Here is a 12,171-nt window from a genome sequence, read left to right as displayed (position 1 = left end):
GGGCATGAGTGAAAAAGCAATCCTGAGCTGCCGCGACCTGGGCAAGTCCTATGAGGAAGGCCCGGAATCGGTAGTGGTCCTGTCCGGCCTGCAACTGGAGCTGCACCCGGGTGAGCGGGTGGCCATCGTCGGTACTTCCGGCTCGGGCAAGAGTACCTTGCTCAACCTGCTGGGCGGCCTGGATACGCCGTCCAAGGGCAGCGTCTGGCTGGCGGGCGAGGAGCTTTCGGCGCTGGGCGAGAAGGCCCGCGGCCAGTTGCGCAACCGCGCCCTGGGCTTCGTCTACCAGTTCCACCACCTGCTGCCGGAGTTCACCGCGCTGGAGAACGTCTGCATGCCGCTGCTGATCGGCCGTACACCGATCCCCGAAGCCCGTCAGCGTGCCACCGCGCTGCTGGAGCGAGTCGGCCTTGGTCATCGCCTGGAGCACAAGCCGGCGGAGCTGTCCGGCGGCGAGCGCCAGCGGGTGGCCATCGCCCGGGCCCTGGTGAACAAGCCGGGGCTGGTGATGCTCGATGAGCCCACCGGCAACCTCGACTCGCACACGGCCCAGGGAATTCAAGACCTGATGCTGGAGCTCAGTACCTCGATGCGCACCGCCTTCCTGGTGGTGACCCACGACATGAACCTGGCCAGGCAGATGGACCGCGTACTGCACCTGCAAGAAGGTCACCTGGTCGCCATCTGATGCGGCCGCACACGGCGTCGGCGGCTGGGCTGTCGATGCCGGGTCATTAATCTTTCCAGGGTGCCTTGCCCATGTTCAGACCTTTATCGATCTTTATCGGCACGCGCTACACCCGCGCCAAGCGGCGCAATCGTTTTGTCTCGTTCATCTCCATGACCTCGATGATCGGCCTCGCCCTGGGTGTGCTGGCGATGATCGTGGTGCTGTCGGTGATGAACGGCTTCCAGCGGGAAATGAGCTCGCGCATCCTCGGCATGGTGCCCCACGCCACTATCGTTGGGGTCAAGCCCATCGATGACTGGCAGCCGGTGGCCGCGGCGGCCCTGAAAAATCCGGAAGTCACTGCCGCGGTGCCCTTCACCGAGATGGAGGGCATGCTCTCCTACAAGGGGGCAATGCAGCCGATCCAGATCAGCGGCATCGATCCGGCCCAGGAAGGCAAGGTGTCCATCGTTGCCCAGCACATTGTCCAGGGCAGCCTGCAAGACCTGAAGCCTGGCGAGTTCGGCGTGGTGATCGGCGAGATCACGGCCCGACGCTTTCGCCTGAACGTCGGCGACAAGCTGACCCTGATCGTGCCTGAAGTGAGCACTGCACCGGGGGGGATCACCCCGCGCATGCAACGCCTCAACGTGGTTGGGGTATTCAAGGTGGGGGCCGAGCTGGATGGCTCCATGGGCCTGATCCATGTGGCCGATGCCGCGGAAATGCAGCACTGGCAGCCGAACCAGGTGCAGAGCGTGCGCCTGGCGGTCAAGGACCTGTATGCCGCGCCAAAGGTCTCGGCGGATATCGCCAAGGGCCTGGGGGCGGACTTCCGTGCCGATGACTGGACCCACACCCAGGGCAGCCTGTTCAGCGCCATGAAGATGGAAAAGACCATGATCGGCCTGTTGCTGCTGATGATCGTGGCGGTGGCGGCATTCAACATCATCGCCACCTTGATCATGGTGGTGAATGACAAGGGGGCGGATATCGCGATCCTGCGCACCATTGGCGCCACGCCGCGGCAGATCATGGCGATCTTCATGGTCCAGGGTACGGTGATCGGTATCGTTGGCACCCTGATTGGCGGGGTGCTGGGGGTAATCGCGGCACTGAACGTGAGTGAGCTGGTGGGCTGGCTGGAAAGAGTCAGCGGCCAGCAGATCTTCAGCTCCGATGTGTATTTCGTCAGTAACCTGCCTTCTGAACTGCAGGGTGGCGACGTGCTGCTGATCTGTGGTGCCGGGTTCGTTCTGAGCTTCCTGGCGACCGTGTATCCAGCCTGGCGCGCGTCCAAGGTCGAGCCGGCACACGCTTTGCGCTACTCCTGAGACCTGCCTTCGCCGGCCGCCGGCTCCTGTCCGATTGGTGCAGGAGCCGGCTGGCCGGCGACCAGTCCCTCAATCCTGCCTTGGCAATTCGATCACGAAACGGGTCCAGCCCGCCGCCGATTCACATCGGATCTGCCCGCCGTGGGCACGAATGATCGACTGAGTGATCGCCAGCCCCAACCCCGCATGTTCACTGCTGCCTTCGCGCCGTGCCGGATCGGCCCGGTAGAAGCGGTCGAACAGGCGCGGTAGTACATCCTTGGCGATCCCTTCACCGGTATTCTCGATGCTCAGGCTCAGGTGCTCGGCACTTTCGTTGATGCGCACCTTGACCGCGCCCCCGGCCGGCGTGAAGCGCAGGGCATTGTCCAGCAGGTTGGACAACGCCCGGCGCAGCATGCTGCGGTCTCCGGCAAAGCCGGCCTGGCCTTCACGGGTCAGTTCGATCTGTGCGTCTTCGGCCAGGGGGCCATAGAACTCCAGCAGCATGTCGGTTTCCTGGGCCAGCTCCAGCGCTTCGCGCCTGGGTGTGAGCAAGCCATGGTCGGCCTTGGCCAGGTACAGCATGTCGTTGACCAGTTGCGCCATCCATTGCAGCTCTTCCAGGTTGCTGTGCAGGGCTTCGCGATAGTCCTCCAGCGGCCGGGGGCGGGTCAGGGTGACCTGGGTGTGGGTCAGCAGGTTCGACAAAGGGGTGCGCAGTTCGTGGGCGATGTCGGCGGAAAATGCCGAGAGGCGCTGAAACGACTCTTCGAGGCGGCCCAGCATGGCGTTGAAGCTGCTGGCCAGTTCCGCCAGCTCGGCGGGCATTTGTTCCTGGGGCAGGCGTTGGGTCAGGGAACTGGCCGAGACCCCGGCGGCCACCGCGCCCATGCGCCGCAACGGGCGCAGGCCACTGCGGGCGGCCCAGGCGCCGAGCAGGGCAGTGGCCAGGGCCGAGAGGCCCACGGTGAGCCAGATCAGGTGTTGCATGCGCTGCAGAAAGTGCTGGTGATGGGTGATGTCCAGGATCAGGGTCAACTGCGGCGAGGCCGCCTGGCCGGGGTTCAGCGCTGCTGTGTAGAGCCGGTAGGCGGTGCCGGCCTGCTCCAGGCTACGCAGGCCGGCACCGCCAGGCAGAGAGGCGGGCAGGCCGGGGGCGCTGTCGAACCAGAGCTGGCCATGGGCGTCGCCGACTCGTAGTTGCAGGTCCGGCTGGTGGCTCAGTTCGTCCTGCAGCCTGGCCTGGCGCGGGGGGAAGTCCCCGGCCTCGTTGACATCCTGCAAGGCGCTGCGCAGGGCCAGCAGCTTGCCGTCCAGCAGTTGCTGATCCAGTTCGATGAAGTGGGCTTCGCTGGCGCGGCTGAACAACACACCCGCCAACAATGAGACCACTGCGGTGCAGGCGGCGAACAGCAGCGCCAGGCGCCCGCTCAGGGACAGGCGGCGCATCAGGCCTGGCGCTCTTCGAGCACGTAGCCCATGCCGCGCACGGTATGGATCAGTTTGTTCGGGAAATCGTCGTCGATCTTCAGGCGCAGGCGGCGGATGGCTACTTCGATGACGTTGGTATCGCTGTCGAAATTCATGTCCCAGACCTGGGAGGCAATCAGCGACTTGGGCAGGACTTCACCCTGGCGCCGCAGGAGCATTTCCAGCAGGGCGAACTCCTTGGCGGTCAGGTCGATGCGCTGGCTGCCGCGTTCTACTCGGCGGCGGATCAGGTCCAGGCGCAGGTCTGCCAGTTGCAGGCTGGTTTCCTGGGCCACGGCGCTGCCCCGGCGCAGCAGGCTGCGGACCCGGGCCAGCAGTTCCGAGAAGGCAAAAGGCTTGACCAGGTAGTCGTCGGCCCCCAGTTCCAGGCCGTGCACCCGGTCTTGCACGGCATCCCGGGCGGTGAGGAACAGTACCGGCACTTCTAGCCCGGCGCTGCGCACCGCCTGGAGGATCTGCCAGCCGTCGCGACCCGGGAGCATCACGTCGAGAATCAGCAGAGCGTAGTCGCCGGTCAGGGCCAGATGTTGGCCGGTGCTGCCGTCGGCCACCAGTTCGGCGTTGAAGCCGGCCTCGCTCAGGCCCTGGCGCAGGTAGTGGCCGGTTTTGGGTTGGTCTTCGACGATCAGCAGTTTCATGGTGGGACTCGTGGCGGTTGGAACCCGGGCTTTATACCGTGCAGCGGGCCAGGGCAGTGCAAGCTGACAAAGTTGTAATCTGCATGTCAGCTGGCTGGCAGCGGCAGGGCTCTAGAGTGTGCCACAGGCTGAATCCCGATCTTGTTGGAGTCTGATGATGAGTATGCAAAACCTGTTGTGGCGAAGCCGGTCGATCCTGGGGGGCTGCCTGATGCTGTTGAGCGCGCCGCTCTGGGCGTCGCCGGCCGGGTCCTACGATTTTGGCCAGCCGGCGCCTGCGGCCAAGGCCACTCGCAGTGTCGAGGTGGTGATGGGGGACATGTCGTTCAATCCCAAGGCCCTGGAGATCAAGGCCGGCGAGACGGTGCGATTCGTGCTGATCAACAAGGGGCAGTTGCTGCATGAGTTCAATCTGGGCAACGCGGCCATGCATGCCGAACACCAACAGGAAATGCTCAAGATGCAGCAGAGCGGCATGCTCACCCCGACCGGCATGAAGGCCATGGATCATGGAACCATGGGCCACGGCTCAATGGCAGGCATGGACCATGGCATGCAGCATGACGATCCCAACAGCGTGCTGGTGGAGCCGGGCAAGCAGGCGGAACTGACCTGGACCTTCAGCAAGAGTGGCAACCTGGAGTTCGCCTGCAACATTCCCGGGCACTACCAGGCCGGGATGGTGGGCAAGCTGACGGTCACCCCATAGGCATCCGGGGCTCAAAGGCGGGAGCAAAGGCTGATAGAATCCGCTGATTCTTCAGTCAGGTTTCCGCCATGCATCCCGCAGCCGAACATTCGCCGCTGGGCAAGTCCAGTGAATACATCTCCACTTACACCCCGTCCTTGCTGTTCCCGATTCCCCGGGCGGCAAAATGGGCCGAGCTGGGCTTGAGTGCCAATACCCTTCCTTATAAGGGCGTGGACTACTGGAACTGCTTCGAGTTGTCCTGGCTGCTGCCGTCGGGCAAGCCGGTGGTGGCTATCGGTGAGTTCAGCATTCCTGCCGATTCGCCGAACATCATCGAATCCAAGTCGTTCAAGCTGTACCTCAACTCGCTGAACCAGACGCCGTTCGTTGATCGGGCGACCCTTGAGGCCACCTTGCGCACTGATCTGTCGGCCGCTGCCGGCAAGCCGGTAGGCGTGCGGATCCGCAGCTTGCAAGAGGTCGAGGCCGAAGGCGTGGTGGCGTTGCCTGGGGTATGCATCGATGATCTGGATATCAGTGTCGACAGCTATGAGCACCCACGCCCCGAACTGCTGCGCTGCGATGCCTCGCGCGTGGTGGAGGAGAGCGTGCACAGTCATCTGCTCAAGTCCAATTGCCCGGTAACCAGCCAGCCGGACTGGGGCAGCGTGGTGGTGCAATACCGGGGCGCGGCTCTGGATCACGCCAGCCTGCTGGCCTATCTGGTGAGCTTCCGTCAGCATTCGGACTTTCACGAGCAGTGCGTGGAGCGGATCTTTCTTGACCTGCAACGCTTGCTCAAGCCGGAGAGCCTCACCGTGTATGCGCGTTATGTGCGCCGCGGTGGGCTGGATATCAACCCTTACCGCAGTACCGAAACCGCGGATTTCGCCAATCACCGATTGGTACGCCAGTAAAAGCAAAGCCCCGCTCCGAGAGCGGGGCTTTTGCTATGTGGGGTTGGCTACCGGGCGTTGCTCAGATGCCGATGTTGCCCAGGGTCTGGACGATATTGCGCAGGGTTCCGGCAATGGCCGGGTGCTCCAGTTCGAAGCGTTCCACAGCCAGGTTGACGCCGTCGGCGAGGCTGGCGTCCTGGGTGCCGGTCTCCAGTTTGAGTTGCAGTTCGATCTGCTGCATCAGTTCTTGCAGATTGTTGCGCTCGGCTTCGGAAAGCGGTGGGTTCTGTTCCAATTGCTCGCGCAGGGTGTCGAGTTGTTCTTGCAGTTCGCGGGCAGGCATGGCGTTCTCCCTTTATTGATAGGCACAGGGATGGACCGCGCTGTCGAGTCAAAGGTCCATGCCCACGGCTTAGAGTAATCCACTCCCAGGCGCTGTGCATGATCCTGATCAACAGGCTTATGTCAGGGTTTTTCACCCTTGAGCCGGCGCAGTTCGATGTCTGCCAGGCAGGTGTTCAGCTCCCCCAGATGGTCGATGACTGAATGCACCCCCAGGCCGAAGAGCTGCACCGTGGCCTTGCCACGCTTGAATTCCCGTTCCTGCTGGCTCAGGGCTTGCCATTCGCTGGGGGTCATGCCGCACAGGGAGCCGCAAGAGGCCAGGCCAATGGTCCAGAGGCCGGCATTGAGGCCCGACTGCAGCAGTTGAGGCTCGCCGCTGACCAGGACACAGCCATCGATGCCTTTGACATTGAGCGCCATCAGCGCCTGCCAGCAGGCATCGGGGGCGGGCCAGGGGGCAGGGGAGTGAGGCGCAGGCTTGATCCAGTCCGGCAGGGCGGCAGCCAATTGGCGGCTGCTGGCGGGTAGCAGTTGCTCCAGCCAGGCGCAGGGGATGCCTTGCTGGTGCAGGCGCCGCAGCGTTTCCAGCGCACCAGGTGTGGCTTGTGCTTGTTCCGGGTCAGGTTTGTCCGTGGCTTGCTGGCGCATCCGCGCGCCGAAATCCACCAGGCAGCCACTGAGGCCGAAGAGCACGGCAGTCAATGGGCGGGCGGGTTGCACTGAAGCGTCGGCGTGGGGCATGTCAGCGTCCTTGAAATACCCTTGGAGGCTAGCGGCAGAAGATGACATGCAGGTGACAGTATGGTGAATGGCAGCAGGGTTGGCTGAACCCTGACTGAAGTCGGTTTGCGGTGATACTGCCTAAACCGCCATATCCGCTTTATACTCCTGAACTTATCCTCAGGGCATAGCCCCACGAGAGAACAATCGAAGGAGTTTCCTGCTATGCGCTGGAGCCGTTATCTAGTTCCACTATGTATGAGTGCCGGTGTGACGCTGGCTCCCCTGGTTGCCCAGGCGGCCGAAGATGATCCATGGGAAAGCATCAACCGTCCCATCTTCATCTTCAACGATACGCTGGATACTTATGCCCTGAAGCCTCTGGCGCAAGGCTACCAGGCGGTCACTCCGCAGTTTCTGGAAGATGGCATCCACAACATGTTTCGCAACATCGGTGATGTCGGCAACCTCGCCAATGACATTCTCCAGGCCAAACCTGGTGCTGCCGGTGTCGACACTGCGCGACTGTTGATGAACACCACCCTGGGCCTGGCCGGCTTTTTTGATGTCGGCACCAAGATGGGCCTGCAGCGCAATGACGAAGACTTTGGCCAGACCCTCGGTCATTGGGGCGTGGGCAGCGGTCCCTACGTGATGCTGCCGTTGCTGGGGCCAAGCACCCTGCGTGATGCGCCGGCCAAGTATGTCGACAGCTACACCGAACCCTACCGCTACATGAATGACATCCCCGCGCGCAACATCACCATGGGTGTGGATATCGTCGATACCCGTGCCAGCCTGCTCTCGGCGGACAAGCTGATTCGCGGTGACAAATACACCTTCATTCGCAATGCCTACCTGCAGAATCGCGAATTCAAGGTCAAGGACGGCAAGGTCGAAGACGACTTCTAAGCTCGACTGTCCTGCACAAACTGAAAAGGCGGCCTGATGGCCGCCTTTTTCATGGGTTGGAATCTCTACTTCATTTTAAGGATTGTAAGTCCAAGTTTCTGGCCGCCACCTTCTTGTGGCTTGACCCATACCACTTCAGTCTCTGCTTCCAGCCCCCTGAGGGCTGCGTGCTCGGAGTCGATACGTACACTCAACTGATCGCCGACCTGGAACGAACGGGGTGCCTGAACCTGCATGCCGCTGCTGGAAAGATCGATGCAGACCGCTTCGATCACTTGCCCCTGATGGATCAGCTTGACCTCTGCATCCACCCGCATGCGGATGTAATCGCGCTTTTCGCTGTAGTCACGCTGGTTTTGGTTCATGGGTTCCATCCTGCGATTGAGTTGCGGTTTTAGCGGTTTTTATAACTCCCGGTGATTTGCGGTGTAAAGACGTCAGGCGACCATCGGCATGAGCTTGAAACGCCCCGCGGATGGGAGTACCGTCTGCGCCTTAGAAGGGCACCTCTGATGGTCGGGCGTGCAGGGCTCAGTGTCCTGGCCTGGCTTGCAGAGTGGCTAGAAAGCGAATCCAGTAGCGTGCCTCAGGCCCCAGGCCAGAGCCACCTACGCCAACCTAATTCTGGCGCCGTTTGCCCACATGCAAAAAACCAGTGCCACGCTGCTGATAATCGATGACGACGAAGTAGTGCGCGCGAGCCTCGCGGCCTATTTGGAAGACAGTGGCTTCAGCGTACTGCAGGCCGCTAACGGCCAGCAGGGTCTTCAGGTATTCGAGCGCGACAACCCCGATCTGGTGATCTGCGATCTGCGCATGCCGCAGATGGGCGGTCTCGAGCTTATCCGTCAAGTGACCGAACTGTCCCCGCAAACCCCGGTGATCGTGGTTTCGGGTGCGGGCGTCATGAACGATGCGGTTGAAGCCCTGCGCCTGGGCGCGGCGGACTACCTGATCAAGCCGCTGGAAGATCTGGCTGTGCTCGAGCACTCGGTGCGCCGCGCCCTGGATCGTGCTCGCCTGTTGCTGGAAAACCAGCGTTACAGAGAGAAGCTTGAAGCCGCCAACCGCGAGCTCGAAGCCAGCCTCAATCTGCTCCAGGAAGACCAGAACGCCGGTCGCCAGGTGCAGATGAACATGCTGCCGATCAGCCCCTGGTCGATTGACGAATTCAACTTTGCCCACCAGATCATCCCGTCGTTGTACCTGTCGGGTGATTTTGTCGACTATTTCCGTGTCGACGAGCGCCGGGTGGCGTTCTACCTGGCGGATGTTTCCGGTCATGGTGCGTCGTCGGCCTTTGTCACCGTGCTGTTGAAGTTCATGACCACCCGTTTGCTGTTCGAGTCCAAGCGCAATGGCACCTTGCCGGAGTTCAAACCTTCGGAAGTGCTGGGCCATATCAACCGTGGCCTGATCAGTTGTAAGCTGGGCAAACACGTCACGATGGTCGGTGGAGTCATCGACGAGGAGACTGGCTTGTTGACCTATAGCATTGGCGGGCACTTGCCGTTGCCGGTGTTGTACACCCCCGACAGTGTGCGTTATCTGGAAGGGCGTGGTTTGCCGGTGGGCCTGTTCAACGAGGCCACCTACGAAGACCACATTCTGGAGCTGCCACCGGTGTTCAGCCTGACGCTGATGTCCGATGGCATCCTGGACCTTTTGCCCGAGCCTACACTCAAAGAGAAAGAAGCAGCCTTGCCCGAACGGGTAAGGGCAGCGGGCGGCAGCCTGGATGGCTTGCGGCAAGTTTTTGGATTGGCCACGCTAGGGGAGATGCCGGATGATATCGCCCTGTTAGTGTTGAGCAGGAATCTTCAATGAGTACCGGTAGAATCCAGTTCGCCGAGCAGGATGGCACCTTTGTCCTGAAGTTCGTCGGTGAAGTGCGCCTGACCCTGTGTTCGGCGCTGGATGCGACTATTGAGCGGATTTTCACCGCGCTGAATTTTTCGGCGATCGTGATCGATCTGACAGAAACCCGCAGCATCGACAGCACCACCCTGGGCCTGCTGGCCAAGCTCTCGATCCTGTCGCGGCAGAAAGTCGGCCTGTTGCCCACCGTCGTCACCACCCACGAAGACATTACCAGGCTGTTGCAGTCCATGGGCTTCGATCAGGTGTTCAACATCGTCGATCGCCCGATTCCTTGCCCGGAATGCCTGACCGACCTGCCGTCCCAGGACCAGTCGGAAGAAGTGGTACGGGTCAAGGTCCTGGAGGCGCACAAGATCCTCATGGGCCTTAATGACTCCAACCGTGAAGCCTTTCACGATCTGGTGAATGCCCTGGAGCGTCACTGATCGACTGAAACGCGAGCGCACAAAAAAGGGCGAACCTGTGAGGGTTCGCCCTTTTTGCGTTGACGCGAAGCGATCAGAGCTTGGCAGCCAGCAGGGCTTCGAGCTTTTCCTGGTCGCGGGCGAACTGGCGGATGCCTTCAGCCAGCTTTTCGGTGGCCATGGCGTCTTCGTTGGAAGCCCAGCGGAACTGTGCTTCGTTCAGGCTCTGGCGAGCTTCACCGGTCTTGCCCGGGCTCAGCTTGCGTTCCAGCTTGCCGGTGTCGGCGGCAAGCTTCTCAATCAGATCCGGGCTGATGGTCAGGCGATCGCAGCCGGCCAGTTGCTCGATCTGGTTGAGGTTGCGGAAGCTTGCCCCCATGACCACGGTCTTGTAGTCATTGGCCTTGTAGTAGTTGTAGATGCGGGTAACCGACTGCACGCCCGGATCGTCAGCGCCCTGATAGTCGTTGCCGGTAGCCTTCTTGTACCAGTCGTAGATCCGCCCTACGAATGGCGAAATCAGAAACACCCCGGCTTCGGCGCAGGCTACGGCCTGGGCGAAGGAAAACAGCAGGGTGAGGTTGGTCTGGATGCCTTCGCGCTCCAGCTTTTCGGCGGCGCGGATGCCTTCCCAAGTAGAGGCGATCTTGATCAGCACCCGATCACGGCCGATGCCGGCCTTGTCATACAGCTCGATCAGCCGATGGGCGCGCTTGAGCATGGCTTCGGTATCGAATGACAGGCGGGCGTCCACCTCAGTGGAAATACGGCCCGGAATGACCTTGAGAATCTCCTGGCCGACAGCCACGCCGAAACGGTCGCTGGCCAGGCCGACATCGCCTTTGCAGTCGTTGACGCAAGCATTCAGCAGATCGGCGTAACCCGGGATGGCCGCAGCCTTGAGCAGCAGCGAAGGGTTGGTGGTGGCATCCACCGGCTTGACCCGGGCGATGGCGTCGAAGTCACCGGTATCGGCCACTACGGTGGTGATTTTCTTCAGTTGTTCCAGCTTGGAAGTCATGAGCGTGCTCTGTCCTATGGGTCTGACGACATTACCCGAGCGCTGTCAGACGCTCAAGGGCGCGGAATGCTAACTGCGGCCCCAAAGTCCGTGACCTGAAAACAGTCGTTTGAATGCTGGGGCACCGTCCAGTAGATACGATGCCAAAAGCCCGGCCAGGTTCAACCCGGCCGACGCTTAACGTCCTTCCAGCAACTGCCCGGCCTGATCCAGCAGTGCCAGCGGATCCTGGGTCTTGTGGATATCCACCGACAACAGCTGGCGGAACTTGCGAGCACCGGGGAAGCCCGTGCCCAGCCCTAGGACATGGCGCGTGATGTGGTGCATGGCGCCACCGGCAGCCAGGTGCTCGGCAATATAGGGGCGCAACCGGGCCAGCGCCTCGGCCCGGGAAATCACCGGCTCAGTGCTGCCAAACAGCTGCTGGTCTACCTCGGCCAGCAGATAGGGGTTGTGATAGGCCTCACGGCCCAGCATCACCCCATCGAAAGTCTGCAGATGTTCATGACAGGCCTCGAGGGTCTTGATCCCACCGTTGAGGATGATTTCCAACTGCGGAAAATCCGCCTTCAATTGCGCCGCCACTTCGTAGCGCAGTGGGGGAATGTCCCGGTTCTCCTTGGGCGAGAGGCCTTCGAGAATGGCGATTCGTGCGTGCACGGTAAAGCTGCTGCACCCGGCTTCCATGACCTGGCCGACGAAATCGCATAGCTCGGCATAACTATCGCGCCCGTTGATGCCGATCCGATGCTTGACCGTCACGGGAATCGACACCGCATCGCGCATGGCTTTCACGCAATCGGCCACCAGCGCCGGATGGCCCATCAGGCAGGCACCGATCATGTTGTTCTGCACTCGGTCGCTGGGGCAACCGACGTTGAGGTTGACCTCATCGTAGCCATGCTCCTGGGCCATGCGCGCGCACGCCGCCAGATCCGCCGGCGTGCTGCCCCCCAGCTGCAACGCCAGAGGGTGCTCGGACGGGTGGTAGCGCAGGAAGCGCTCGTGATCACCATTGAGCAGCGCACCCGTGGTGACCATTTCGGTGTAGAGCAAGGTGTGTTTGGACAGTAGGCGCAGGAAGAATCGGCAGTGACGGTCCGTCCAATCCATCATCGGTGCCACACTGACGCGCCGGGAAGGTTCTGAACGGGAAGGGCTTGGAGCGGTAAAGGGCATGGGA

At 61.6% G+C, this 12,171-nt stretch carries 14 protein-coding genes; 7 read left to right on the top strand and 7 right to left on the bottom strand.

Translation table 11 applies throughout. The features are described 5' to 3' along the window. The first annotated feature begins 4 nt into the window (after positions 1 to 4). A complete protein-coding gene (gene lolD / locus KCG88_RS24935) occupies positions 5 to 688 on the top strand; it encodes a lipoprotein-releasing ABC transporter ATP-binding protein LolD (protein WP_015634822.1) in 684 nt (227 codons plus the stop codon). Positions 689 to 759: 71 nt separating this feature from the next. Then, positions 760 to 2,004 carry a lipoprotein-releasing ABC transporter permease subunit gene (locus tag KCG88_RS24930; RefSeq protein WP_047284983.1) on the top strand — a complete coding sequence of 415 codons (1,245 nt, stop codon included), beginning with the start codon at positions 760 to 762 and terminating at the stop codon, positions 2,002 to 2,004. Positions 2,005 to 2,073: 69 nt separating this feature from the next. Here the strand turns inward: KCG88_RS24930 and KCG88_RS24925 are convergent, their stop codons facing one another. Beyond that, the gene (locus KCG88_RS24925; RefSeq protein ID WP_047284986.1) at positions 2,074 to 3,435 is read right to left on the bottom strand and encodes a heavy metal sensor histidine kinase; all 1,362 of its coding nucleotides are present in this window, start codon (positions 3,433 to 3,435) and stop codon (positions 2,074 to 2,076) included. Further along, positions 3,435 to 4,115: a heavy metal response regulator transcription factor gene (locus KCG88_RS24920; protein ID WP_015634824.1), complete on the bottom strand. Its 681-nt coding sequence runs from the start codon at positions 4,113 to 4,115 to the stop codon at positions 3,435 to 3,437. Before KCG88_RS24920 ends, KCG88_RS24925 begins: the two co-directional genes overlap by 1 nt. A 157-nt stretch (positions 4,116 to 4,272) precedes the next feature. Here KCG88_RS24920 and KCG88_RS24915 point away from each other — a divergent pair, with 157 nt between their 5' ends. Further along, on the top strand, positions 4,273 to 4,824 hold the full coding sequence (locus tag KCG88_RS24915; protein ID WP_210713340.1) for a cupredoxin family protein: 552 nt from the start codon (positions 4,273 to 4,275) through the stop codon (positions 4,822 to 4,824). 68 nt (positions 4,825 to 4,892) lie between these two features. Further along, a complete protein-coding gene (queF, locus tag KCG88_RS24910) occupies positions 4,893 to 5,723 on the top strand; it encodes an NADPH-dependent 7-cyano-7-deazaguanine reductase QueF (protein ID WP_047284993.1) in 831 nt (276 codons plus the stop codon). A 61-nt stretch (positions 5,724 to 5,784) separates the two neighbouring features. On the opposite strand, the gene KCG88_RS24905 is transcribed toward queF, so the two are convergent. Both KCG88_RS24905 and KCG88_RS24900 read right to left on the bottom strand, forming a co-directional pair. Beyond that, complete coding sequence (locus tag KCG88_RS24905) at positions 5,785 to 6,048, bottom strand: DUF4404 family protein (protein WP_011060288.1); 264 nt, start codon at positions 6,046 to 6,048, stop codon at positions 5,785 to 5,787. A 122-nt stretch (positions 6,049 to 6,170) separates the two neighbouring features. Then, positions 6,171 to 6,791, bottom strand: a complete 621-nt coding sequence (locus tag KCG88_RS24900) for a phosphatase (RefSeq protein WP_047284996.1) — start codon at positions 6,789 to 6,791, stop codon at positions 6,171 to 6,173. Between the two features lie 204 nt (positions 6,792 to 6,995). Here KCG88_RS24900 and KCG88_RS24895 point away from each other — a divergent pair, with 204 nt between their 5' ends. Next, positions 6,996 to 7,682, top strand: coding sequence for a VacJ family lipoprotein (locus KCG88_RS24895; protein WP_047284998.1), 687 nt, complete (start codon positions 6,996 to 6,998; stop codon positions 7,680 to 7,682). Between the two features lie 65 nt (positions 7,683 to 7,747). On the opposite strand, the gene KCG88_RS24890 is transcribed toward KCG88_RS24895, so the two are convergent. Beyond that, a complete protein-coding gene (locus KCG88_RS24890; protein ID WP_047285000.1) occupies positions 7,748 to 8,047 on the bottom strand; it encodes a PilZ domain-containing protein in 300 nt (99 codons plus the stop codon). Positions 8,048 to 8,324: 277 nt separating this feature from the next. Between KCG88_RS24890 and rssB the strand changes: the two genes are divergently transcribed. Both rssB and rssC read left to right on the top strand, forming a co-directional pair. Further along, complete coding sequence (gene rssB / locus KCG88_RS24885) at positions 8,325 to 9,509, top strand: two-component system response regulator RssB (protein WP_047285003.1); 1,185 nt, start codon at positions 8,325 to 8,327, stop codon at positions 9,507 to 9,509. Continuing rightward, on the top strand, positions 9,506 to 9,988 hold the full coding sequence (gene rssC, locus KCG88_RS24880; RefSeq protein ID WP_003218919.1) for an anti-sigma factor antagonist RssC: 483 nt from the start codon (positions 9,506 to 9,508) through the stop codon (positions 9,986 to 9,988). The genes rssB and rssC overlap by 4 nt, the downstream gene beginning before the upstream one ends. A gap of 73 nt (positions 9,989 to 10,061) precedes the next feature. Here the strand turns inward: rssC and tal are convergent, their stop codons facing one another. After that, positions 10,062 to 10,988, bottom strand: coding sequence for a transaldolase (tal, locus tag KCG88_RS24875; protein ID WP_011060293.1), 927 nt, complete (start codon positions 10,986 to 10,988; stop codon positions 10,062 to 10,064). 177 nt (positions 10,989 to 11,165) lie between these two features. Then, complete coding sequence (gene dusA / locus KCG88_RS24870) at positions 11,166 to 12,167, bottom strand: tRNA dihydrouridine(20/20a) synthase DusA (protein WP_210713339.1); 1,002 nt, start codon at positions 12,165 to 12,167, stop codon at positions 11,166 to 11,168. Between the last annotated feature and the right edge of the window lie 4 nt (positions 12,168 to 12,171).

This window comes from Pseudomonas sp. MWU349, assembly GCF_017947325.1.
Lineage (GTDB): Bacteria > Pseudomonadota > Gammaproteobacteria > Pseudomonadales > Pseudomonadaceae > Aquipseudomonas > Aquipseudomonas protegens.
The sequence above is the reverse complement of the archived record's forward strand: the minus strand, read 5'-3'. Positions and strand labels throughout refer to the sequence as shown.

What these genes read in the sequence shown, in the direction of transcription:
- dusA (WP_210713339.1), bottom strand. Translation starts at nt 12,167, where the DNA reads ATGCCCTTTACCGCTCCAAGCCCTTCCCGTTCAGAACCTTCCCGGCGC.
- KCG88_RS24890 (WP_047285000.1), bottom strand. Translation starts at nt 8,047, where the DNA reads ATGAACCAAAACCAGCGTGACTACAGCGAAAAGCGCGATTACATCCGC.
- KCG88_RS24900 (WP_047284996.1), bottom strand. Translation starts at nt 6,791, where the DNA reads ATGCCCCACGCCGACGCTTCAGTGCAACCCGCCCGCCCATTGACTGCC.
- lolD (WP_015634822.1), top strand. Translation starts at nt 5, where the DNA reads ATGAGTGAAAAAGCAATCCTGAGCTGCCGCGACCTGGGCAAGTCCTAT.
- rssB (WP_047285003.1), top strand. Translation starts at nt 8,325, where the DNA reads ATGCAAAAAACCAGTGCCACGCTGCTGATAATCGATGACGACGAAGTA.
- KCG88_RS24905 (WP_011060288.1), bottom strand. Translation starts at nt 6,048, where the DNA reads ATGCCTGCCCGCGAACTGCAAGAACAACTCGACACCCTGCGCGAGCAA.
- tal (WP_011060293.1), bottom strand. Translation starts at nt 10,988, where the DNA reads ATGACTTCCAAGCTGGAACAACTGAAGAAAATCACCACCGTAGTGGCC.
- queF (WP_047284993.1), top strand. Translation starts at nt 4,893, where the DNA reads ATGCATCCCGCAGCCGAACATTCGCCGCTGGGCAAGTCCAGTGAATAC.
- KCG88_RS24930 (WP_047284983.1), top strand. Translation starts at nt 760, where the DNA reads ATGTTCAGACCTTTATCGATCTTTATCGGCACGCGCTACACCCGCGCC.
- KCG88_RS24915 (WP_210713340.1), top strand. Translation starts at nt 4,273, where the DNA reads ATGAGTATGCAAAACCTGTTGTGGCGAAGCCGGTCGATCCTGGGGGGC.
- KCG88_RS24920 (WP_015634824.1), bottom strand. Translation starts at nt 4,115, where the DNA reads ATGAAACTGCTGATCGTCGAAGACCAACCCAAAACCGGCCACTACCTG.
- rssC (WP_003218919.1), top strand. Translation starts at nt 9,506, where the DNA reads ATGAGTACCGGTAGAATCCAGTTCGCCGAGCAGGATGGCACCTTTGTC.
- KCG88_RS24925 (WP_047284986.1), bottom strand. Translation starts at nt 3,435, where the DNA reads ATGCGCCGCCTGTCCCTGAGCGGGCGCCTGGCGCTGCTGTTCGCCGCC.
- KCG88_RS24895 (WP_047284998.1), top strand. Translation starts at nt 6,996, where the DNA reads ATGCGCTGGAGCCGTTATCTAGTTCCACTATGTATGAGTGCCGGTGTG.